Source organism: Limnohabitans sp. T6-20, from assembly GCF_003063505.1.
Lineage (GTDB): Bacteria > Pseudomonadota > Gammaproteobacteria > Burkholderiales > Burkholderiaceae_C > Limnohabitans_A.
Genome location: NZ_NERW01000003.1, coordinates 818462 through 840223, shown reverse-complemented (window position 1 = coordinate 840223; position 21762 = coordinate 818462). Strand labels below are relative to the sequence as shown.

The 21762-nt window shown below is 59.9% G+C and carries 21 protein-coding genes; 11 read left to right on the top strand and 10 right to left on the bottom strand.

Going from position 1 to position 21762, the window contains the following annotated elements; translation table 11 throughout:
• The first annotated feature begins 92 nt into the window (after positions 1-92).
• On the top strand, positions 93-1838 hold the full coding sequence (locus tag B9Z33_RS14725; RefSeq protein WP_108287733.1) for a proline--tRNA ligase: 1746 nt from the start codon (positions 93-95) through the stop codon (positions 1836-1838).
• Between the two features lie 33 nt (positions 1839-1871).
• On the opposite strand, the gene B9Z33_RS14720 is transcribed toward B9Z33_RS14725, so the two are convergent.
• Positions 1872-2309: a DUF1841 family protein gene (locus tag B9Z33_RS14720; RefSeq protein WP_108287732.1), complete on the bottom strand. Its 438-nt coding sequence runs from the start codon at positions 2307-2309 to the stop codon at positions 1872-1874.
• A 314-nt stretch (positions 2310-2623) separates the two neighbouring features.
• On the opposite strand from B9Z33_RS14720, the gene pcaF reads away from it, so the two are divergent.
• A complete protein-coding gene (gene pcaF, locus B9Z33_RS14715; protein ID WP_108287731.1) occupies positions 2624-3826 on the top strand; it encodes a 3-oxoadipyl-CoA thiolase in 1203 nt (400 codons plus the stop codon).
• A 15-nt stretch (positions 3827-3841) separates the two neighbouring features.
• Here the strand turns inward: pcaF and B9Z33_RS14710 are convergent, their stop codons facing one another.
• Together B9Z33_RS14710 and B9Z33_RS14705 are read right to left on the bottom strand one after the other, a co-directional pair.
• Positions 3842-4234: a hypothetical protein gene (locus B9Z33_RS14710; RefSeq protein WP_108287730.1), complete on the bottom strand. Its 393-nt coding sequence runs from the start codon at positions 4232-4234 to the stop codon at positions 3842-3844.
• Complete coding sequence (locus B9Z33_RS14705) at positions 4231-5622, bottom strand: acyclic terpene utilization AtuA family protein (RefSeq protein ID WP_108287729.1); 1392 nt, start codon at positions 5620-5622, stop codon at positions 4231-4233. Before B9Z33_RS14705 ends, B9Z33_RS14710 begins: the two co-directional genes overlap by 4 nt.
• 167 nt (positions 5623-5789) lie before the next feature.
• Between B9Z33_RS14705 and B9Z33_RS14700 the strand changes: the two genes are divergently transcribed.
• Genes B9Z33_RS14700 through B9Z33_RS14675 form a run of 6 tightly spaced genes read left to right on the top strand, consistent with a single transcriptional unit; the run spans position 5790 to position 12431 of the window.
• The gene (locus B9Z33_RS14700; protein WP_108287926.1) at positions 5790-6665 is read left to right on the top strand and encodes a branched-chain amino acid ABC transporter permease; all 876 of its coding nucleotides are present in this window, start codon (positions 5790-5792) and stop codon (positions 6663-6665) included.
• 9 nt (positions 6666-6674) lie between these two features.
• Complete coding sequence (locus B9Z33_RS14695; RefSeq protein ID WP_108287728.1) at positions 6675-7751, top strand: branched-chain amino acid ABC transporter permease; 1077 nt, start codon at positions 6675-6677, stop codon at positions 7749-7751.
• A complete protein-coding gene (locus B9Z33_RS14690; RefSeq protein ID WP_108287727.1) occupies positions 7748-8578 on the top strand; it encodes an ABC transporter ATP-binding protein in 831 nt (276 codons plus the stop codon). The genes B9Z33_RS14695 and B9Z33_RS14690 overlap by 4 nt, the downstream gene beginning before the upstream one ends.
• The gene (locus B9Z33_RS14685; protein ID WP_108287726.1) at positions 8575-9366 is read left to right on the top strand and encodes an ABC transporter ATP-binding protein; all 792 of its coding nucleotides are present in this window, start codon (positions 8575-8577) and stop codon (positions 9364-9366) included. The genes B9Z33_RS14690 and B9Z33_RS14685 overlap by 4 nt, the downstream gene beginning before the upstream one ends.
• Positions 9367-9369: 3 nt before the next feature.
• Complete coding sequence (locus tag B9Z33_RS14680; RefSeq protein ID WP_108287725.1) at positions 9370-11226, top strand: long-chain fatty acid--CoA ligase; 1857 nt, start codon at positions 9370-9372, stop codon at positions 11224-11226.
• Positions 11227-11264: 38 nt separating this feature from the next.
• Complete coding sequence (locus B9Z33_RS14675; RefSeq protein WP_108287724.1) at positions 11265-12431, top strand: ABC transporter substrate-binding protein; 1167 nt, start codon at positions 11265-11267, stop codon at positions 12429-12431.
• A gap of 89 nt (positions 12432-12520) precedes the next feature.
• On the opposite strand, the gene B9Z33_RS14670 is transcribed toward B9Z33_RS14675, so the two are convergent.
• On the bottom strand, positions 12521-13042 hold the full coding sequence (locus tag B9Z33_RS14670) for a DUF2062 domain-containing protein (RefSeq protein ID WP_233252851.1): 522 nt from the start codon (positions 13040-13042) through the stop codon (positions 12521-12523).
• Between the two features lie 225 nt (positions 13043-13267).
• On the opposite strand from B9Z33_RS14670, the gene B9Z33_RS14665 reads away from it, so the two are divergent.
• Positions 13268-14215 carry a TerC family protein gene (locus tag B9Z33_RS14665; protein WP_108287723.1) on the top strand — a complete coding sequence of 316 codons (948 nt, stop codon included), beginning with the start codon at positions 13268-13270 and terminating at the stop codon, positions 14213-14215.
• Positions 14216-14272: 57 nt separating this feature from the next.
• Here the strand turns inward: B9Z33_RS14665 and B9Z33_RS14660 are convergent, their stop codons facing one another.
• Positions 14273-15166 (bottom strand): LysR family transcriptional regulator, encoded by an 894-nt coding sequence (locus tag B9Z33_RS14660; protein WP_108287722.1) that lies wholly within the window; start codon positions 15164-15166, stop codon positions 14273-14275.
• A gap of 30 nt (positions 15167-15196) precedes the next feature.
• A complete protein-coding gene (locus B9Z33_RS15645; protein WP_199220382.1) occupies positions 15197-15352 on the bottom strand; it encodes a hypothetical protein in 156 nt (51 codons plus the stop codon).
• Between B9Z33_RS15645 and B9Z33_RS14655 the strand changes: the two genes are divergently transcribed.
• Both B9Z33_RS14655 and B9Z33_RS14650 read left to right on the top strand, forming a co-directional pair.
• Positions 15315-15605 (top strand): zf-TFIIB domain-containing protein, encoded by a 291-nt coding sequence (locus B9Z33_RS14655; protein ID WP_108287721.1) that lies wholly within the window; start codon positions 15315-15317, stop codon positions 15603-15605. The genes B9Z33_RS15645 and B9Z33_RS14655 overlap by 38 nt on opposite strands.
• Positions 15606-15620: 15 nt before the next feature.
• Complete coding sequence (locus B9Z33_RS14650) at positions 15621-16616, top strand: sodium-dependent bicarbonate transport family permease (RefSeq protein WP_108287720.1); 996 nt, start codon at positions 15621-15623, stop codon at positions 16614-16616.
• A 1-nt stretch (position 16617) separates the two neighbouring features.
• Here B9Z33_RS14650 and B9Z33_RS14645 read toward each other — a convergent pair whose 3' ends face one another.
• Genes B9Z33_RS14645 through B9Z33_RS14630 form a run of 4 tightly spaced genes read right to left on the bottom strand, consistent with a single transcriptional unit; the run spans position 16618 to position 21741 of the window.
• Positions 16618-17787, bottom strand: coding sequence for an acyl-CoA dehydrogenase family protein (locus B9Z33_RS14645; protein ID WP_108287924.1), 1170 nt, complete (start codon positions 17785-17787; stop codon positions 16618-16620).
• Positions 17784-19772 carry a biotin carboxylase N-terminal domain-containing protein gene (locus tag B9Z33_RS14640; protein ID WP_108287719.1) on the bottom strand — a complete coding sequence of 663 codons (1989 nt, stop codon included), beginning with the start codon at positions 19770-19772 and terminating at the stop codon, positions 17784-17786. The genes B9Z33_RS14645 and B9Z33_RS14640 overlap by 4 nt, the downstream gene beginning before the upstream one ends.
• Positions 19769-20572 carry an enoyl-CoA hydratase/isomerase family protein gene (locus B9Z33_RS14635; RefSeq protein WP_108287718.1) on the bottom strand — a complete coding sequence of 268 codons (804 nt, stop codon included), beginning with the start codon at positions 20570-20572 and terminating at the stop codon, positions 19769-19771. The genes B9Z33_RS14640 and B9Z33_RS14635 overlap by 4 nt, the downstream gene beginning before the upstream one ends.
• Positions 20569-21741, bottom strand: a complete 1173-nt coding sequence (locus tag B9Z33_RS14630) for an acyl-CoA dehydrogenase family protein (RefSeq protein WP_108287717.1) — start codon at positions 21739-21741, stop codon at positions 20569-20571. The genes B9Z33_RS14635 and B9Z33_RS14630 overlap by 4 nt, the downstream gene beginning before the upstream one ends.
• Between the last annotated feature and the right edge of the window lie 21 nt (positions 21742-21762).

Sequence of the window (21762 nt, the reverse complement as noted above, 5' to 3'; positions counted from 1 at the left end):
CTCAAATTTTTAAATTGTGTCCATTATGCACGCCGCACCAGCGCTCGCTCTTGGATGTTTCCCTGATGCCCTTGTCAAGATAGTCTGCCGCGATGAAAGCCTCCCAGTTCCTCATTTCCACCCTCAAAGAAGCCCCAGCGGACGCGGAAGTTGTCAGCCATAAGCTGATGACCCGCGCCGGCATGATCAAGAAGCTGGGCGCAGGCATTTACAACTACATGCCCATGGGTTTGCGCGTGATCCGCAAGGTCGAGGCCATTGTGCGTGAAGAGATGAACCGCGCAGGCGCGATTGAGATGACCATGCCCGTGGTGCAGCCCGCCGAGCTGTGGCAAGAGACCGGCCGCTTTGACAAGATGGGCCCGGAATTGCTGCGCATCAAGGACCGCCACGGCCGCGATTTCGTGATCCAACCGACCAGCGAAGAAGTCGTGACCGACGTGGTGCGCCAGGAAGTGCGCAGCTACAAGCAGCTGCCCAAAAACTTCTACCAAATCCAAACCAAGTTCCGCGACGAGCGCCGCCCGCGTTTTGGCCTGATGCGTGGCCGTGAATTCATCATGAAAGATGCCTACAGCTTTGACCGCGACATGGTCAGCGCCAAGGCTAGCTACCAGGTGATGGCCGCCGCTTACCGCAAGATTTTTGACCGCTTTGGCCTGACTTACCGCGCCGTGGCCGCCGACAGCGGCGCCATCGGGGGCGACCTGAGCGAAGAGTTCCAGGTGATTGCCGCCACCGGCGAAGACGCCATCGTCTACTGCCCGACCAGCAGCTACGCCGCCAACATCGAAAAAGCCGAGGCCCTGGCACCCAGCCAGCCACGCGGCGCAGCCACCCAAGCTCTGAGCAAAACGCCCACGCCCGGCAAGAGCACCTGCGAAGACGTGGCCGCCTTGCTGAACGTGCCGCTGTCTACCACCGTCAAGTCGTTGGTGTTGGCCACCGACACCCTGAACGAGCAGGGCGAGATCGTCAAATCCCAAGTTTGGCTCTTGCTGCTGCGCGGTGACCACGACATGAACGAGGTCAAAGTCGGCAAGCTGCCCGGCATGGAAGGCGGTTTCCGGTTCGCCACACTGAGCGAAATCGAAGCGCACTTCGGCTGCAAGCCCGGTTACCTCGGCCCGCTGAACCTCCAAAAGCCCGTGCACTTGGTGGCCGACCGCGATGTGGCCGTGATGGCCGACTGGATCTGCGGTGCAAACGAAGAAGACTTCCACATCACCGGCGTCAACTGGGGCCGTGACCTGCCCGAGCCCGCACTGGTGGCGGACATCCGCAACGTGGTCGCTGGCGACAAGTCGCCCGACGGCCAAGGTGAGCTGGCGATCGAGCGCGGCATCGAAGTCGGCCATGTGTTCTACCTGGGCACGAAATATTCCAAGGCCATGAACGCCACTTTCCTCGATGAAAACGGCAAGCCGCAGTTTCTGGAGATGGGCTGCTACGGCATCGGCGTGACCCGCCTGCCCGCCGCCGCCATCGAGCAAAACCACGACGAGCGCGGCATCATCTGGCCCGACGCGATTGCCCCCTTCACCGTGGTGGTCTGCCCCATCGGCATGGACCGCAGCGAAGCCGTCAAGGCCGAGGCCGAGCGCATCTACAACGGTCTGCTGGCCGCAGGTGTGGACGTGATTTTGGACGACCGTAGCGAGCGCCCCGGCGCCATGTTTGCGGACTGGGAGCTGATCGGTGTGCCGCACCGCATCACCATCGGCGACAAGGGCCTCAAAGACGGTGTGGTCGAGTACCAGCACCGCCGCGATGCCGAAGCGACCAAGGTGTCGGTCGCCGACATCCTGTCGCACATCCAGAGCCGCACAGCGCTTTGATCGCGTTCACGGCCCTTTGAGCCTTGCGCAGCCTCAGTCCTTGGTGGCGTGGCGCTGTACGCAGTCGATGTAGGCCGCCCCATCGGGCATGCGGCCTGCACGCTGACTTTCGTGGACCATGCGGCCCAGGCATTCCATGGTCTGGTGGTGGGCGTCGTGCAGCGAGTTCAGTTTGTGTGTCAGCAACTCGACCGCTTGGCGAATGCCGCGAGGTTGGTCGATGCTGCATTGCTCGCTGATGGACAGGTGCATGGACAAATGCAGGAATGGATTTTCCTTGTGGGGATCGGCTTTGTGCATGCTGGCCAGCGCGGCATCCATATCGGCCAATTCGGCGTGGTATTCAGGGTGCTCGTCAATCCATTGGCTGACGAGCATTTCCATCGGCTCCAGAGCGGCTGAGGTTTTGGCTTTGGCGTAAACACCACAAAAAAATCGCCGTACGTCGGCTTGTGAAGGTTGGATCAGCATGGGATGGATTGTCCTTCATGTCGCCCTGCGTGGGTTGGTGTGTTGGGCTCAGGGGCCGGGGTTCAGAGGCGCTTCGCTTTGCCACATCACCCCAGCCCCTGAGCCCAACACACCAGCATGGGTGCAGTACAAATTAAGCCGAAGACTGAGCAAGGGGTATGTGCGGCGCTGCTCGGGCGATGTGGCAAAGCGAAGCGCCTCTGAGCCCGGGCAGCGCCGCACATACCCCTTGCGGATTCAGCACCTAGAATGAACCCAAGCAAACTCAAAACATGCAATAAAATGCATGCAACCTTAATCTGGAGACTAAAAACATGAATCAAGCCTACATTTGCGACGCCATCCGCACCCCCTTCGGCCGTTACGGCGGTGCCTTGAGCAGCGTGCGGACCGACGACCTAGGCGCTGTGCCCCTGCGCGCCCTGATGGCCCGTAACCCCAATGTGGACTGGGCGGCGGTGACCGACGTGCTCTATGGCTGCGCCAACCAGGCTGGTGAAGACAACCGCAACGTGGCCCACATGAGCAGCTTGCTGGCCGGTTTGCCCATTGATGTTCCGGGCGCCACCATCAACCGCCTGTGTGGTTCGGGTCTGGACGCCATCGGCACCGCCGCGCGCGCCATCAAGGCTGGTGAAGCGGGTTTGATGATTGCTGGCGGTGTCGAGAGCATGAGCCGCGCCCCCTTTGTCATGCCCAAGGCTGAGAGCGCCTTCAGCCGCGCCAACGCGGTGTACGACACGACGATTGGCTGGCGCTTTGTGAACAAGCTGATGAAAGCCCAATACGGCGTCGATTCGATGCCTGAGACGGCCGAAAACGTGGCCACCGATTACAAGATCGAGCGCGAAGCACAAGACCTGATGGCCTACAACAGCCAGTTGCGCGCTGTGGCCGCCATCAAGGCCGGTCACTTGGCGCGTGAAATTGTGGGTGTGAGCATTCCCCAGAAAAAGGGTGATGCGATCATTGTCGATACCGACGAGCACCCTCGCGAAACCAGCCTCGAAGCGTTGGCCAAACTCAAAGGCGTGGTGCGCCCGGACGGCACCGTGACCGCAGGCAATGCCTCCGGTGTGAACGATGGCGCTTGTGCGCTGCTGCTGGCCGACGAAGCCACTGCAGCCAAAAACGGCCTGACGCCCAAAGCCCGCATCGTGGGCATGGCCACGGCCGGTGTGGCCCCGCGTGTCATGGGCATTGGCCCTGCGCCCGCCACGCTCAAGGTGCTGGCCCAGACGGGGTTGACCATTGACCACATGGACGTGATCGAGTTGAACGAAGCGTTTGCTGCGCAAGGCCTGGCGGTGCTGCGCATGCTGGGTCTGAAAGACGACGACGCCCGTGTCAACGCCTGGGGCGGTGCGATCGCGCTGGGCCACCCGCTGGGTGCATCGGGTGCCCGTTTGGCCACCACCGCCATCAACCGTTTGCAGCAAACTGCGGGCCGTTACGCGCTGTGCACCATGTGCATTGGCGTGGGTCAGGGCATTGCGTTGATCATCGAGCGCGTTTGAACCATGAACCCCGGATCAAGTCCGGGGTAAGTCCGGCCACCACCCCCTTCGGGGGCTTTTTTGTGCCTGCTCGAGTTCTTCGGGGCTGACGTTGATTTCCATGCGCAGCAGGGCTGCACCCATTGCTTTTCCCAAGTTGTCCAAGCGAAGGTTGCGTGCACCGCCGCCTTGCAAGGCGGCGTGCAGCACCAACTTGATGGCTAGAATATTTGGCAGCGGCCAGATATCGACATGGCCGGGCAGCCAGGGTGCGAAGTGCGCTTGCACTTTGGCAGCAGACACCTCGCGTGCGAGGATGCGGTAACCCGTTTCATTCCAGGCGAACAGGCCAAAGTCCACCCAGTCGGCTTTATCGCCGCTGCGGGCGTGGGCCAGTTTCACCAGGGGTATGCGCAGTGTGGTGTTCATGCTTGCACCTCCAGCATTTCAACGTGCGCTTTGACAAGATTTCGATCGATGAGCGTGGGCCAGATGCCCAGCAGTTCGCTGGTGTTGTTCAGGCCCTGAAAGCCGCAGGTGTAGGCCGGGCCGCTCAGGGCCATCCATGGAAAAAGCCGACCAAAGCCATCGGCTGCCGCTTTGCTGGGCGTGCGCAGCACCATGCGCACCCAGATTTCATGGCGTTCATTGAGTTCGGCGGCGGGTGGCAAGGGGGTCAATGCCCCATGGGCAGAGTTCAGGCCGGGGTATTCCACAAACAGTTCGTCGAAAGGGATTTTTCTCTCGCGCAATTGCTCGCGGATGATGCGCTCGGCCGCTTGAACCTTGTCCCAAGCTTCGGGCCATGAAAAGCCCCAGGTGATGTCGGCCTTGAAGCCGTCCCTGAAGCCAGCCACCACTTTGAGTTGGTTAGAAGGAGCACTGCCTTGTGCACCGCTCAAATGCACACGGTTTTGACCCTCGTCGTGCAGCTGAATTTGCCCCATGTCGAGCACCACGTCGGGTGAAAAATACGCGTGCGGGTTGTGCACCTCGTACAGCAATTGCTGGCGCACGGTGTCAAAGTTCACCAGCCCGCCAGTGTCCTGCGTTTTGGTGATGATGGCCGTGCCGTCGGCAAACACTTCGGCGATGGGGTAACCGATGTGGCCCAGATCCGGGATGCTTTGCCAGTGGCCCTGGTCGCCAAAATTGCCGCCGCTGCCCTGGCCTGAGCACTCCAGCAAATGTCCCACCGTCAGGCCCTGCGCCAGGCGATTGAAGTCTTCTGGCGTGCTGGCATCGCCCAGCTTCCAGCCCAGGCCATGCACCAGCGGTCCCAAAAAAAGCGCTGCATCGGCCACACGCCCAGTGATCACGATGTCGGCCCCTCGGTCCAAGGCGTCAACGATCGGTTGCGCGCCCAAGTAGGCGTTGCCAAAGACCAGACGATCACGAACGCTGTTCACCTCGGTGCCGCTCATCATGTGGTCAAAGTCAGCCTGCGCATCTTGTAACTTGCTCAGCACGTCGTCGCCAGAGACCACGGCAATCCGTGGGTGCCATCCCTTACTGGCCAAGGCAGTGCGCACGGCCTGGGCTGCGCCCATAGGGTTCAAGCCGCCGGCGTTGCAAACAAAGCGCACACCACGCGGCTGCATCAAAGGCCACAGGCGCAAAAGCATGGGCACCACATCGCGGGCGAAACCCAGACTCGGGTCTCGTTGTCTGTCTTTTTGCAAGATCGCCAGAGTGAGTTCGGCCAGATGGTCGCTGGCAATGAACTGCACTTCGCCGCGCTCAATGCTGGCCACCACGGGCTCCCAGTTGTCTCCGTAAAAACCGAGGCCTGAGCCGATGCGTATGGATTGCTTCATGCCCTCATCTTGCTGCCGCTCACGTGACTGTGGATGGGGGACAACCCCTAGGGTCAGTCTCGTGAAAGACATACACAATCGCACGATCGTTCGCAAATGCAGGGGTGTGCACCAAAAGCACCATCCAGCAGAGGCAAATCGACAAAAGTACAAAAAAGGAGACAAGCGTGCAATTGCTGCAACTGCTGATCAGCGGTGTGGCTCAGGGCTGTATTTACGGACTCATCGCCCTGGGTTTCGTGCTGATTTACAAGGCCACCGAAACGGTGAGCTTTGCCCAGGGCGATCTGATGATGGTCGGCGCCTTCGCGGGCCTGGCTGCCATGACGTGGCTGGGTTTTCCGTTCTGGGTGTCGGTGCCTGCCGCCATCGTGGCCATGGGTGTGTTTGGCGTTCTGCTCGAACGCTTGGTCATTCGCCCCATCCTTGGCCAGCCTGCTTTTTCAATTGTCATGCTCACCATCGGGGTGGGCTATGTGCTGCGCGGCCTGATCACCATGATCCCCGACGTGGGCACCGACACCCACACCATGCCCGTACCGTATGCGGGCCAGGTCTTGCAGATGGGTGGGCTCGTGGTGGCGGCTGAGCAGCTGGTGGTGATCGCTTTCACCTCGGTGCTGTGCCTGGGCTTGTTTGCCATGTTCAAGTACAGCAAGCTGGGCATCGCCATGCAGGCCTCGTCGCAAAACCAGTTGGCGGCCTATTACATGGGCATCCCGGTGCAAAGCCTCAACGGTCTGGTTTGGGGCTTGGCGGCGGGTGTGGCGGCGGTGGCGGGTTTGCTTTTAGCGCCCATCACCTTTGTGCACGCCAACATGGGCTTCATTGGCCTGAAAGCTTTCCCCGCAGCGGTGGTCGGCGGCTTTGGCAGCTTGCCGGGCGCCATCGTGGGGGGTCTGGTGATCGGCATCGTGGAGTCGCTCGCGGGCTTTTATTTGCCTGAAGGCGTGAAAGACATCGCGCCTTACATCGTGGTCTTGCTCATGCTGGTGCTCAAGCCCAATGGCTTGTTCGGCGAAAAACTGCGCAAGAAAGTCTGAGGCCCTCGCATGCGATTCATTTTCAAAACCCAATACAACCAGGACATCACGCTGGCCAAGCATGGTGGCCATGTCTTTTGGTACAGCTTGCTGGCGCTGTTCCTGATCGCCGCCCCCTGGGTGGTGGCTGAATACTGGCTGGCCCAACTGACCTTTGTGCTGATCTACGCCGTGGTGGGCCTGGGCCTGATGCTGCTGGCCGGTTTCACCGGTTTGTTCTCCATGGGGCATGCGGCCTTTTTGGGCGTGGGCGCCTACACCGAAGCCGTGATGGTCAATGCCGGGGTGCCGTTTCTGCTGGCGCTGGTGTGCGCCGGGCTGTTCTCGGCCATCGCCGGTGTCGTCGTGGGCCTGCCCGCGCTGCGCGTCAAAGGCATTTACCTGGGCATGGCCACTTTGTCCTTCGGTTTCATCGTCGAAGAGGGCATTGCGCGCTGGGAGCACATGACCGGTGGCAACGCCGGTTTGAGCGTCAACCCGCCTGCCATGCTGGGCTGGACGCTGGACAGCACCGAAGAGTTTTATTTCCTCTGCCTGGTGGTGGCAGTGGGGGCCACGCTGGCCATCCTCAACTTGCTGCGCTCGTCCACAGGCCGGGCCTTTGTGGCCATCCGCGATTCTGAAATTTCGGCGCAAAGCATGGGCATCCACCTGGCCCGTTACAAGACCCTGTCGTTTGCTTTGTCGGCCGCGCTGGCAGGCATTGGCGGCGCTTTGTACGCGCACAAGATCCAGTTCCTCTCGCCCGATCAGTTCAACATCATCCAGTCGATCGACTTGCTGTTGATGGTGGTGATCGGCGGTTTGGGGTCGGTGCACGGTGCGTTTTTGGGCGCGATCTTTTTGATCGTCATGCCGCAGCTGATTGCCATGGGCAAAGACTTTTTGCCTGCCGCCATTGGCGGTGCGACCGGTTTGCAAGGCACGGTCTACGGCATTGTGTTGATTGCCTTTGTGTTGTTTGAGCCCATGGGCTTGTACGGTCGCTGGCTCAAGGTGCGCACCTGGTTCCAGCTGTTCCCGTTTTACCGCCGTGGCATGTTCAAGCGTCAAAAATCCTTCCAGAAGTCGGACCGCCTCAAATGAACGACGACATCCTCCTTTCGGCTCAGAACCTGAGCGTCCGCTTTGGCGGTGTGCTGGCCGTTAACAACGTCAGCTTCGACGTCAAACGCGGCGAAGTCTTCACCCTGATCGGCCCCAACGGCGCGGGCAAGACCACGGTGTTCAACCTGATCAGCCGCATCTACACGCCCACCACGGGCACGATCGACTACGCAGGCCCCAAGGGCACGCTGCGCCTGACGGATCAGCCCGCGCACAACATTGCCGGGCTGGGCATTGCGCGCACTTTCCAAAACATCGAGTTGTTCGAGCACGCCACCGTGCTGCAAAACCTGTTGATCGGTCGCCACACGCACCGCAAAACGGGTTTGTGGAGTGAGATGTTTTTCAGCAGCCAAACCCGTGCGGCCGAAATCGAAGCGCGTGAAAAAGTCGAAGAAGTCATCGACTTCCTGGACCTGCAACACCACCGCGATTCCATGGTCGCAGGCTTGCCCTACGGCGTGCGCAAAGTGGTGGAGCTGGCCCGCGCTCTGTGCACCGAGCCCAAGCTCTTGTTGCTGGACGAACCCTCGTCGGGCCTGAACGTCGAAGAGACCGAAGACATGGCCTTCTGGATTTCCGACATCCAACACGAGTTGGGCATTTCGGTGCTCATGGTCGAGCACGACATGGGCTTGGTGTCCAAAGTCTCTGACCGCGTGCTGGCCATGAGCCAGGGCCAGGAGCTGGCCACCGGCTCACCCAGCCAAGTGCAAAGCGATCCCGGTGTCATCGAGGCCTATCTGGGTTCGGTGGACGATGTGTCCAGCCTGCGCCGCGAAAACCACACAGCGGAGGCCGCATGAACACCGCCGTGAACGAAGCCAACATCGTCCTCAAACTGCTCAACGTCGAAAGCGCCTACGGCCCGATCAAGGCCATCCGGGGCGTGAGCCTGCAGGTCAAAAAGGGCGAAATCGCCACCGTGCTCGGCTCCAACGGCGCGGGCAAGACCACCATCCTCAAGACCATCAGCGGCATCATCGATCCGCGCAAGGGCTCGGTCGAATTCAAGGGCCAAAACATCACCGCCATGGACCCGGCCCACATTGTGCAGCGCGGCCTGATGCATGTGCCCGAAGGCCGCGAGGTGTTCCCCTTGCTGTCGATCCGCGACAACCTGCTGATGGGGGCGTTCACCCGCAACGACCGCGATGGCGTGGCGCGCGACATGGAAGCGGTGTTCAACTACTTCCCGATCTTGCGAGAGCGTGCGGCGCAAGACGCGGGCTTGCTCTCGGGCGGCCAACAACAAATGCTGGCGATCAGCCGGGCCCTCATGGCCAACCCCGATCTGATCTTGCTCGATGAGCCCAGCCTGGGCCTCAGCCCGAAGCTGACCAAAGAGATTTTCGAGATCGTGGTGCGCATCAACCGCGAGCGTGGCACCACCATCTTGCTGGTCGAGCAAAACGCCAACATGGCCCTTAACGCTTCGGACTACGGTTATGTGCTCGAAAACGGTCGCATCGTGATGGAAGACAGCTGTGCCCGCTTGCGTGAAAAGGACGACATCAAGGAGTTCTATCTGGGCATGAAGGAAGAAGGCGTGCGCGCCGACCGCCGCTGGAAAAAGAAGAAAACCTGGAGATAAGAGATGAGCAACCTCTGGGACGCCTCGGGCATTGCGCCCAATAAAAACATCGTCATGGCGGGCGACACCATCCCCGCGATTTTCTGGAACGCGGTGGCCGCTCGCGGCCCCAATGTCTGGATGCGTCAAAAAGAGCTGGGCATCTGGCGCAGCTGGACTTGGAACGAAACGGCCCAAGCTGTGCGCGAGATCGGCCATGGCCTGATGTCGCTGGGCTTTGAGGCCAAGCACACCGCATCCATCCTCTCGAACACCAACATCGAGTGGGTCTTGTGTGACTTGGCGGTGCTCAGTGCCGGCGGTGTGTCCAACGGCATCTACCCCACCGATGCGGCCGATCAGGTGCATTACCTGAGTGAAGATTCACGCACGTCGGTTCTGTTTGTCGAAGACGACGAGCAACTCGACAAAGCGCTGGCCGTGCGCGACAAATTGCCGCTGCTGCAAAAAATTGTCGTGTTCGACATGGACGGTTTGCGCGAGTTCCATGACCCGCAGGTGATCAGCCTGGATGACTTGCGCGCCTTGGGCCGTGAGCATCTGAAGACCCATCCCGACATGCTGGCGCAGCGCACGCAGGCCTGCCGTCCCGAAGACCTGGCCATTCTGGTCTACACCTCAGGCACCACAGGCAAACCCAAGGGCGCCATGCACAACCACCGGGGGCTGGTGCACAGCGTGCGCGGCTACAACACGCTGATCGCGCGCGACGAGACCGACGAGTGCATGTGTTTCTTGCCCCTGTGCCACATCGCCGAACGCATGGGCGGCGAGTATTTTTCGCTCTACACCGGTGCCAAACTCAACTTTGTCGAGAATCCCGAAACCGTGCCCGAAAATGTGCGCGAGATCGCGCCCACCGTGTTCACGGGTGTGCCGCGTGTGTGGGAGAAGTTTTATTCCGGCGTGATGATCGCGCTGAAAGAGGCTGGTGGCTTTCAGCAGGCCATTTATGCCTGGGCCATCGGCGTGGGCCAGCAGGTGGCCGACTTGGTGCTGGCGCGCAAGCCTGTGCCTGCGCACCTGAAGGCTCGCTTTCATGTGGCACGCTGGCTCGCGCTCAACAACGTGCGCAAGATGATCGGCATCCACCGTGCCCGCTTTCTGGTGACCGGTGCCGCGCCCATCTCGCCCGATCTGGTGCGCTGGTATCTGGCGCTGGGCCTGCCCATGCTGGAAGTCTGGGGCATGACCGAAACCTGTGGTGCGGCCACCGGTGTGCCCGCTGACCACATCAAACCCGGCTCCATTGGCCCTGCGGCCGATTTCAACGAAGTCCGTCTGGACCCAGTGACCGGTGAGATCCTGGTCCGTGGCATCAACGTCTTCATGGGCTACTTGAACCTGCCCGAAAAAACCGCCGAGACCATCGACGCGGACGGCTGGTTGCACACAGGTGACGTGGGCGTGGTCGACGAGGAAGGGTTTTTCCGCATCACCGATCGGATGAAAGACATCATCATCACGGCTGGGGGCAAGAACATCACCCCCAGCGAGCTGGAAAACGAACTGAAATTTTCGCCCTACATCACCGATGCGGTGGTCATTGGCGACAAACGGGCTTACCTCACAGTGATCATCATGATCGATCAGGAAAACGTGGAGAAATTTGCACAGGACAACGATGTGCCTTTCTCGAACTACGCCAGCCTGACTCGCGCTGCAGAGGTGCAGGACCTGATCCAGAACGAGCTTGAGCGTGTGAACAAGAAATTTGCCCGCGTCGAGCAGATCAAGAAATTCTGGCTGCTGGAGACGCAACTCACCGCCGAAGACGAAGAGCTGACCCCCACCATGAAGCTCAAGCGCAAACTGGTTCAACAAAAGTACGCGCCGCAAATTGAAGCGATGTACCGCTGACCGATTCACCTTTTTCACTACAACAGGAGACAAGCCCCATGAAAATCAAACTCAGTCTGATCGCTGCGGCGATGGCCTTGACCGCAGGCAGCGCCATGGCCCAAACGCAAGGTGTGAGCAAAAACGAACTTGTGCTGGGGTCCATCCAGGATTTGTCCGGCCCACTGGCTGGTTTTGGCAAGCAAGTGCGCCTGGGCATGATGCTGCGCGCCGATGAAGCCAACGAACAAGGCGGTGTCGGTGGTCGCAAGATCAAGCTGCTGGTGGAAGACTCCGGCTATGACCCACGCCGCGCGGTGCTGGCAGCTCAGAAGCTGGTCAACCAGGACAAGATCTTCGGCATGATCGCCCACATCGGCACGGCCCAGAACATGGCCGCCATGCCTGTGCAGTTCCAGAAAAACGTGGTCAACTTTTTCCCTGTGACCGCTGCGCGTGAGATGTACGAGCCCTTCCACAAGCTCAAGTACTCTTTTGCCGCCACCTATTTTGACCAGATGCGCCAGGCAGTCCCGGTTCTGGTTAAAGAAAAAGGTGCCAAGCAAATTTGCGCCATGTACCAAGACGATGAATTCGGCCTTGAAGTGTTCCGGGGCGCCGAAGCAGGTCTGAAGGACGCCGGCTTGCAGTTTGCAGAAGTTACCACCTACAAGCGCGGCGCAACCGACTTCGCCTCGCAGATGCAAAAGCTCTCTTCGGCCAAGTGCGACTTTGTGGTCATGGGCACCATCATCCGTGAAACGATTGGCGGCATTGCCACCGCGCGCCGTCTGGGTTTCAACCCCACGTTCATCGGTTCCAGCGCCGCCTACACCGACCTGATCCACAAGCTGGGCGGCCCCGCCATGAACGGCTTTTACGCCACCATGACCGTGCAGCACCCTTACCTGGACGAAGCCGCGCAGAACATCCGTTTCTGGGCCAACAAGTACAAGACCAAGTTCAACGAAGACCCGACCGTGTTCTCGGTTTATGGCTACAACGCCTTGGACTCGTACCTGCGTGCGGTTGAAAAGGCCGGTGCCAACCTAACCACCGAAAGCTTCATCAAGGCCATGGACACGATGAAGATCCCTGCAGACATGTTCGGTAGCCCTGAAATGACTTTCAGTGCCACCAAGCGCTTGGGCAGCAACATTTCGCGCATGTCCCAAATTCAGGACGGCCGCTGGAAAGTGGTTTCTGATTACCCGAAAGCCAAGTGATGCGTTCAGCTGAGGCTGCATGAAAAAACCGCCAGTCTCCGAAAGGGGCTGGCGGTTTTTGCTTAAAGAGTGCTGCGGTTAACGAACTTTCATGCAACCGTGTTCGATTTGTGCCGTCTGAGCGCCACTCGCAGACGCCAGCTGAGTTTGACCAGCAGATAGCCCAAAGTGGCACCAGCCACACCAAAAATGCCCATGCCCAGCAGAATGGGGCCACCCACCTCTTGCAGGTTGTGGCTCCAGCCTGTTATGGCCAGCGTTTCTGTCGGTACGGGCACCCCCAGAACCAGATGGCCCACACGGTAGGCCAACCACAACCAGAATCCGAAAGTCAAAGGGTTGGTCAGCATGGTCATGACGGCAGCTGCGGGAATGTTACCGCGCCACCAAGTGCAGTTTGCCGCTGCCACAAAAGTCTGGCCCAATGGAATCACGAAGGCCCAAAAAGTGCCAATCGCCACGCCTCGGGCGACAGACTCATGCTGCAGACGCCAGAGCTGTGGATTCAGCAAGTGGTGCGCGATCGGTTTCAGCCAGGTATGTTGCGCCAGTGATTCGCGTGTGGGTAATGCCCTTTGCAGGGAGGAATGCAGGGTTTTAAAGAAAGGCATGACGCTTCCGCTAAGTCGATAGGGCATGTTGCCCATGAAGGGCTACGGAAAACAGCAAGAAAATCAAGTTTGAAACTCTTGTTTTTTAAGAGTAAATAATAGATTTATTCAGTAAAAATACGGGCATCCGAATCCCTTGTTCTGTCGTGTATGTGGATAAACATTCACGTCAGTTCGAAAACCGATTCGGCCTACAGTGTGTGTTCAATAACAAAGAGGTATTTGATGGAAACCATTGCTCCCCTGTGGCTCTGGGCCACCTTCGTGGCCATCGTGCTGGTGTCGCTCTTCGTGGATTTTGTGGTGCTCAAAAAGCAGGGCGCTCACGACATCGGCGTCAAGGAAGCGCTCAACTGGTCCCTGATCTGGATCGCGTTGAGCTTTTTGTTCAACGGACTGTTCTGGTGGGCCATCAAGGACACCACTGGCTCGGTCGAGCTCGCGAACACCAAGTCGTTGGAGTTTCTGACCGGCTACCTGATTGAAAAATCATTGGCGGTGGACAACATCTTTGTCTTCCTGATGATCTTCACCTACTTCGCTGTGCCCACGAATTTCCAGAAGCGCGTGCTGATGATCGGCATCATCGGTGCCATCGTGCTGCGCACCGTGATGATTCTGGTGGGGGGCTGGTTGCTGGCCGAGTTCCACTGGGTGCTTTATGTGTTTGGTGCTTTCCTGATCCTCACGGGTGTGAAGATGTGGTGGGCTGCAGGCAAAGAGCCTGATCTCGACGACAACCCGGCGCTCAAGCTGCTGCGCAAGGTTTTGCCTGTCAGCAAAAACTACGACGGTGAAAGTTTCTGGACCGTGGAAAACGGCAAGAAGATCGCCACGCCCTTGTTCATGGTGATCTGTTTGATCGCGTTGACGGATGTGATCTTTGCGGTGGATTCGATCCCGGCGATTTTTGCGATCACCTCGGACCCCTTCATCGTGTTGACCAGCAACGTGTTCGCCATCCTGGGTTTGCGTGCCATGTATTTCCTTCTGGCCGCTGTGGCCAACAAGTTCCACCTGCTCAACTACGGTCTGGCGGTGATCCTGGTGTTCATCGGCACCAAGATGTGCCTGATCGATGTGTTCAAGATACCGGTGGGCATCTCCCTGGGTGTGGTGGTCGGTATCCTGGCGGTGACCATGTTGTTGAGTGTGCGTTCAGCCAAGGCTTAACGGTCAGCAATGCGAAAGAGCCCACGGGGTCAGTTCACCCCGGGGGCTCTTTGCTTTTCAAGCAGCGGATTCTGTGGCTTGCAAAAGCCGCTGCACCAGCGGGTGTTGCACTTTCTTTTCGGTGCCAATGGCAAAGAAATGTTCTTTCACGCCATCGCACGATCCCAGGCGCTGCACATCGTAATGTGCCAGCAACTCGTCGTGCACCCACCCGGCTGCCGGGAACACGCCCATGCCGCTTTCACCAAACGTCTTGAGCAAGGCGCTGTCTTCAAACTCGCCCACGATGCGCGGCTGGATGGCGTGGTGCTCAAACCAATGGTCCAGTCGGGTACGCACCGCCGTGTGGGCGGTGGGCAAGAGCACTGGCACCTCGGCTAAGCTGGCCGGAAATTTCTTTTTGGCCGACTTGACGAGCGCCGCACTGCCATACCAGGACACGTCCGATGACCCCAGTGCATGGTTGTACAGCTTGATGTTGGCGTTGGCCGGTGCAGGGCGGTCTGACAGCACCACGTCCAGCCGGTGAAGGGCCAAGTCGCCCAACAGGTCATCAAACTCGCCCTCGTGGCAAAGCAAGCGCAAATTGGGCTCGCCCATCACAGGCTGCATCAGGCGTCGCACCACCAGTTTGGGCAGGCCATCCGATATGCCTGCGGCCAGACGCACGGTGGGAGAACTCACCGCGTCGCGTACTTTGCTGGGCAGGTTTTCACCCAATTGGAAAATTTGGTCAGCCTGCTGCATTGCGGCTACACCCGCATCCGTCAGCGTTAAACCGCGCCCTGCAGGTTTGAGCAACGCATAACCAAGAGAGCGCTCAAGCTCACGCACCTGTGCGCTCACTGTTTGCACCGCCATGTCGAGTTTCTCTGCCGCCCGAGTGATACCGCCTTCTTTGGCTACCACCCAGAAGTAATACAAGTGCTTGTAGTTGAAAGTGGTACGCATCTCAGTTTTTCATGGAGTATTTGTCTTAAATTATCTGCTTTTTAAATGGTTCTTGTCTGGATAAATTTGAACAGTCCATTTCAAGCCAAGTGCTTGAACCTGGCCACTGCCATACATCCGTTGCATTTTTAAACGCCAAGGAGTCCCCATGAAATGCCCCACATGCACAGAAACATCCTTGGTCATGGCAGAACGCCAAAGCGTGGAGATCGATTACTGTCCTGCGTGTCGAGGCATCTGGCTTGATCGTGGAGAACTGGACAAATTGCTTGATCGTGCACTGGCAACGATCCAAGCATCCGCCTTGTCATCGACGCAGGCGTCTCAACCCACGCGGGGCCAAGTACCATCAGAGGCGTTTGTTGAAGGCCGTTATGGCCATGACCATCAGGCCCACTACAAGCGCAAAAAATCCTGGCTGCATGAAATTTTTGATTGATGATTTGAGTTGCCCATGAACATCTTCTCTGATCCTGCCATTTTGTTTTTTGTGTTCGGCATGCTGGCTGGATTCTTGAAGTCCAATTTGGAAATACCTGCGGCGATCTCCCGATTCCTGTCGCTTTACCTGCTGATGGCCTTGGGTCTCAAAGGTGGTTTTGCGCTGGCTGACTCGGGACTCAGTCGTGAAGTGGTCATCACCCTCGGTGCTGCACTGACCATGGCATTCATTGTGCCCATTATCGGCTACACCGTTTTGCGTCAATTTGTGTCGGGCTTGGATGCGGCAGCCATTGCTGCGACATACGGTTCGGTCAGCGCAGTGACCTTCATCACCGCCGTACAACACCTGGACAACCAGGGCGTGGCGTTTGGTGGTCACATGGCTGCAGCCATGGCCTTGATGGAGTCACCCGCTATTGTGTTTGCGGTGGTCATGGCCAACCAAGTGCGACGGCGGATGAACGCCAATGCCCACTTGACCAATGGCCGTGTCGATGCGCAAGCCAGCTGTAATCCACGCTTGGGCGGCATATTGCACGAGGCACTGACCGACGGTGCGCAGATGTTGCTGTTGGGGGCCATGCTGATTGGCTTGTTGACGGGAGATGCTGGACAAGCTGCGATGAAGCCGTTCTCGGTGGACTTGTTCAAAGGCATGCTGGCATTTTTCTTACTCGACATGGGGCTATTGGCTGCACGCAATATGGCGCAGATCAAAGGCCAGTCGCTGTGGCTGGTCGCTTATGCCATATTGGGACCGCTTGTCCATGCCGCAGTGGCCTTGTTGATGGCTTGGGCACTGGGCTTCTCGGTGGGCAATGCGGCTTTGTTGATGGTGTTGTCGGCCAGTGCGTCTTACATTGCGGTGCCAGCGGTTATTCGGCACGCCATCCCGGAAGCCAGCCCTTCGCTCTATTTCGGCATGTCGTTGGGATTGACGTTCCCCTTCAATATTTTGTTGGGTATCCCTTTGTACCTGCATGCAGCAAAAAGTTTCATAGGCTGATTCAAATCCCCAACTGTTTCGCCGCCAGCTCTTTCATGATTTCTTCGGCCCCCCCGCCAATCATCATCACCTTGACTTCGCGGTAAACCCGCTCGCTCACGGTGCCGCGCATGTAGCCCATGCCGCCCAGCAGTTGCACGGCGGCATCGGCGCAAAACTGCATGGTTTGGGTGGCGTGGTTTTTGAGCAGGCAGACCTGTGCCACCCAGTCGGCACCGGTCTGGCTTGCGTCGGCTTGGTGCGTCACAGCATCGACCCAGGCTTGCGTGGACGAGATGCGCATCTGCATGTCCATCAACCTGTGGCGAATCGCCTGCCGCTCGATCAGGGCCGCGCCAAAGGTCTGGCGCTGGCGTGCCCAGTTCAGCGCTTCGTCAAAGCAAGCCTGCGCAAAGCCCAAAGCCATGGCCGACATGGCCAGACGCTCGCCGTTGAAGTTGCCCATGATCATGCGAAAGCCTGCGCCTTCTTCGCCCAGGCGGTAACGCTGGGGAACGCGCACACCGTCAAAGCGCAGCTGCGCCGTGTCCGAGCTGTGCCAGCCCATCTTGTGCAGGCGTGTGCGCGAGATGCCGGGCGTGTCGCCAGGCACCACGATCATGGAAATGCCGCTGGCCCCCTTGCTGGCCGGGTCAGTGCGCACGGCCAGGGTGATCCAGTCGGCGCGCAGGCCCGAGGTGATGAAAACTTTTTCTCCGTCGATCACGTAGTCGGCCCCATCGGCGCGGGCGGTGGTGCGCAAACTGGCCACGTCCGAGCCGCCGCCGTGTTCGGTGATGGCCAGCGCGGCGATGCGCTCGCCGCGCAACACAGGCGGCACCACTTCGGCTTGCAACTCGGCGCTGCCATGCGCCATCACGGGCGGCAAGCCAATGTTGTGTGAAAACAGGCTGGCCATCACGCCGCCGCTGCCGCCGTGACGCGCCAGGGTTTGCGACAGCAGGTTGCGTGCACGCCAGGGTGCGGGTGTGCCGCCCAGGTGTTCGGGGTAGCCCAGGCCCAGCAGGCCCAGGTCAGCGGCTTGCTTGTAGAGGCTGCGGTCAAATTGACCGGCTTCTTCCCAGGCGGGCACATGCGGGGCGATGGCTTGTTTGGCAAAACGCTCCACAGTGGCTTGCAGTCTTTGCAGGTCTTCGGTTGTGAAATCAGCGGTGAATCCAGCGGTACTCATGCGGCGTCCTTCCATTGCACCAGCACCTGGCCGGGGCCCACTTGTTGGCCCACGCTGGCCGAGAGGCTGTGCACCACCGCATCGCGTGGGGCACACAAAATGTGTTCGAGCTTCATCGACTCGATCACCAGCACGGCTTCGCCTTGTTGGACCGATTGGCCTTCTTGCACATGCAAAGCGATCAGCTTGCCGTTGAAGGGCGCGCGGAGTGACTGCGTCGCTTGGGCGCTGGCGCCTGTGCTGGGTGCGCTGTGGTTTTGGTCGGTGAGCCACAGCTCAAAGCATTCCGGGCCTTGCAGTTGCACATGCCAGCGCTTGACCGCACCAGAGCAGGCCACTGCGCGGGCTTGCCAGCGGCGTTCGTTCAGCGTGATGTGCAGCAGATCGCCACTGCGGTGGATGTGGGCCTCGTGCGTGGCATCTTGGATTTGGACGCGCACTTGTCCTTGCCCCAGCTCCTGCAAGCTCAGCGACAAGAGCTCATCGCCCAGGCCCATGTGCACAGGCCGCGTGAAGGGGCTGGGCATCGCGGCGGCGGGTGTTTGTTGTGCATAGAGCACAGCCAGCAAGGCCACGGTGCGTGCGTCGCTCGTGGCCTCTAGGCGCTCGCGCACCGTGTCGGCTTGTTCGGCCAAAAACGGAATCAAGGCTTCGCCTGCTGCAAACGTGGGGTGCTGCAAACAAGCTTCCAAAAAAGCCCGGTTGGTCGGCAAGCCCAGCACGGTGGTCTGGTTCAGGCCTGCGCACAGCTTGGCGATAGCGTCATGGCGTGTGGGCGCGTGAGCGATCAACTTGCCCAGCATCGAATCGTAGTGCGGCGTGACCACTGCGCCCACATGCAGCGCATGGTCAAAGCGCAAACCCTCTGGCGCTGAAAAGGCCTGCACCGTGCCGGTCTGCGGCGTGAAGTGTTCGTCTTCGGCGCACAGGCGCACCTCGATGGCGTGGCCTTGCAGGCGCAAATCGGCTTGCGTCAGCGGCAGCGGTTCGCCGCGTGCGATGCGCAGTTGCCACTCGACCAAGTCCAACCCGGTGAGCATTTCGGTGACGGGGTGTTCCACCTGCAAGCGGGTGTTCATCTCCATCAAATAGAACGGCTTGTTAGCTTGTGCTTCGTCCAGCAAAAACTCCACCGTGCCCGCACCCACATAGCCCGCCGATTGCGCCAGCGCAATGGCTGCCTTGCCGAGTTGCGCGCGGAGTGCAGCATCCACCGCCGGGCTGGGCGATTCTTCGATGATCTTTTGGTGCCGCCGCTGCACCGAGCAGTCGCGCTCACCCAGGTGGATGCAGTGGCCATGCATGTCGGCCATGATCTGCACCTCGATGTGGCGGGGGCGCAGCAAGGCGCGCTCCATCAACAAGTCGCCGTTGCCAAACCCGGCCAGGGCTTCGGAGCGGGCGCTGTTCAGCGCGGGCAGCAGTTGGGCCATGTCGGTCACCAGGCGCATGCCGCGCCCGCCGCCCCCGGCCACGGCTTTCACCATGAGCGGCAAGCCCAGCTGCTGCGCTTGTGCGGTGAAGGTCGCGTCGCTTTGGTCGGTGCCAAAGTAGCCCGGCAAGCAGGGCACGCTGTGTTTCAAAGCCAGCGCTTTGGCAGCCGATTTGCTGCCCAGCGCCCGGATGGCCGCAGGCGGTGGGCCTACCCAGGTCAGGCCCGAGTCGATCACCGCTTGCGCAAACTCGGCGTTCTCGCTCAAAAAACCATAGCCCGGGTGCACCGCGTCTGCCCCGGTGTCACGAGCCGCTTGGAGCAGTTTGTCGATGTGCAAATACGAGTCAGCTGAAAGGGTGCCGCCCAATGCAACGGCGGTGTCGGCTTCTTTCACATGCAGCGCATCGCAGTCGGCGTCGGAATAAACGGCCACCGTCTGAATGCCCATGTGGCGGGCGGTGCGGATCACCCGTCGGGCGATCTCACCCCGGTTTGCGATCAGCAGGCGCGTGACCTTATGGGGCAAAGTGGTGGACAAGGTCGAAGTCATGTCGTGTCCTTGCCAGAAAGTGTCCAGGGCGCAGGCTGTTTGCGTGCAAACGCGGCCAGACCTTGTGCGGCTTCGGCGCTGCGCAGGCCTTGTGCAAAAGCTTGTGCTGCGGCATCGCGCAAATCAGGCACCGGGCCGCGCAGCTGCCGCAGCAGTTGTTTGGTGCTGGCCACCGCGCCGGGGCCAGCGCGCATGAGGCGCGTCAGTGTTGTTTGCCAGGCTTCATCGGTGTTCTGCTCGATCACCTCGTTCACCAGGCCCACTTGCAGCGCTTGCGCTGCGGTGTAGCTCAGGCCTTGCAGCAGGCACTGGCGTGCGGCGCTCTCGCCCAGGCGTTGCCAAACAAAAGGCGCAATCTGCGCAGGCGGCAGGCCCAGCGTGACCTCGGGCGTGCCCAGCACCGAGCGGGCTGTGGCCACCACATGGTCGGCGCAGCACACCAGGCCAAAACCGCCGCCCATGGCCGCGCCATCCACCCGGCACACCAGCAACTGGGGCAGGGCGCTCAAGGCATGCAGCAGGTCACCAAAGCCACGGTTCATGGCCAGCAGCGGGTCGGTTTGGCCAGTCTGCAAGGGCTGGCCAATCAGGCTGGCAAAGCCGCCCAGGCTACCACCCGCGCAAAAGGCACCGCCTGCGCCGGTCAGCACCACGATGCGCAGTGTCGCGTCTTGCGCTGCCCGCGCACAGGCTTGCAGCAAGCCATCCACCACCGCGTCGCTCAGGGCGTTGCGGGTGGCCGGGTCGTTCAGGGTCCAGGTCTCGACCGGGCCCTGGCGTTCGATCAACAAAGTGCTCATGCTTGTGGCCGCTTGGCAATGCCCATCATCTTGGACAAGATGCCCAGCATCACCTCGTCGGCGCCGCCGCCAATCGAGGCCAGACGCCCGTCGCGGTACATGCGCGAGACTTTGTTTTCCCAGGTGAAGCCCATACCGCCCCAAAACTGCAAACAGGTGTCGGGCACGGTGCGGTTCAAGCGGCCCGCTTTGAGCTTGGCCATGGTGGCCCATTCGGTCACGTCTTCACCGGCGATGTAGTGTTCACAAGACTGGTAGGTCAATGCGCGCAGGCTTTCCACCTCGGCCTTGAGTTCGGCCAGCTTGAACTGCACCCACTGCTGGTCTGCCAGTGTGCTGCCAAACAGCTTGCGCTCTTGCGCCCATTCCACCGTCCACTGAATGCAGTTGGTCAGCGACTGCAGCGTGCTGGCCGCGCACCACAGGCGCTCTTCTTGGAACTGCTGCATCTGGTAGATGAAGCCCTGGCCCTCGGCCCCGATGCGGTAGCGCTGCGGTACACGCACTTCGTCAAAATAAATCAAACCCGTGTCGCTGCTGTTCATGCCGATCTTTTTGATCTTTTTGCCCACCTCGATGCCGGGCAGCAGTTTGCCGTTTTCGCGCATGGGCACCATGACCAGGCTTTTGTTTTTATGGATCGGTCCTTCGCTTGTGTTCACCAGCATGCACATCCAGTCGGCCTGCAAGCTGTTGGTGATCCACATTTTTTGGCCGCTGATGACGTAGTCGTCGCCATCCTTGCGCGCCACGGTTTTGATGCCCGCCACATCGCTGCCCGCACCCGGCTCGCTCACACCAATGCAGCCCACCATGTCACCCGCAATCGCTGGGGCCAAAAACTGCGCTCGCAACTCGTCGCTGCCAAAACGCGCCAAGGCGGGCGTGGCCATGTCGGTCTGCACGCCAATCGCCATGGGAATGCCGCCGCAGTCGATGTGGCCCAGCGCCTCGGCCATGGCAATGCTGTAGGAATAGTCCAGCCCCGCGCCGCCAAAGGCTTCGGGCTTGGTCAGGCCCAGCAGGCCCAAGTTGCCCATTTTTTTGAAGACCTCATGCGCCGGAAAAATCTCGGCCGCTTCCCACTCGTCCACATGGGGGTTGATCTCGGCTTCGATGAAACGCTTGAGCGTGTTCTGGATCTCGCGGTGTTCGTGAGTGTATTGCATGGTGTGTCTCCGTGGGGGTTG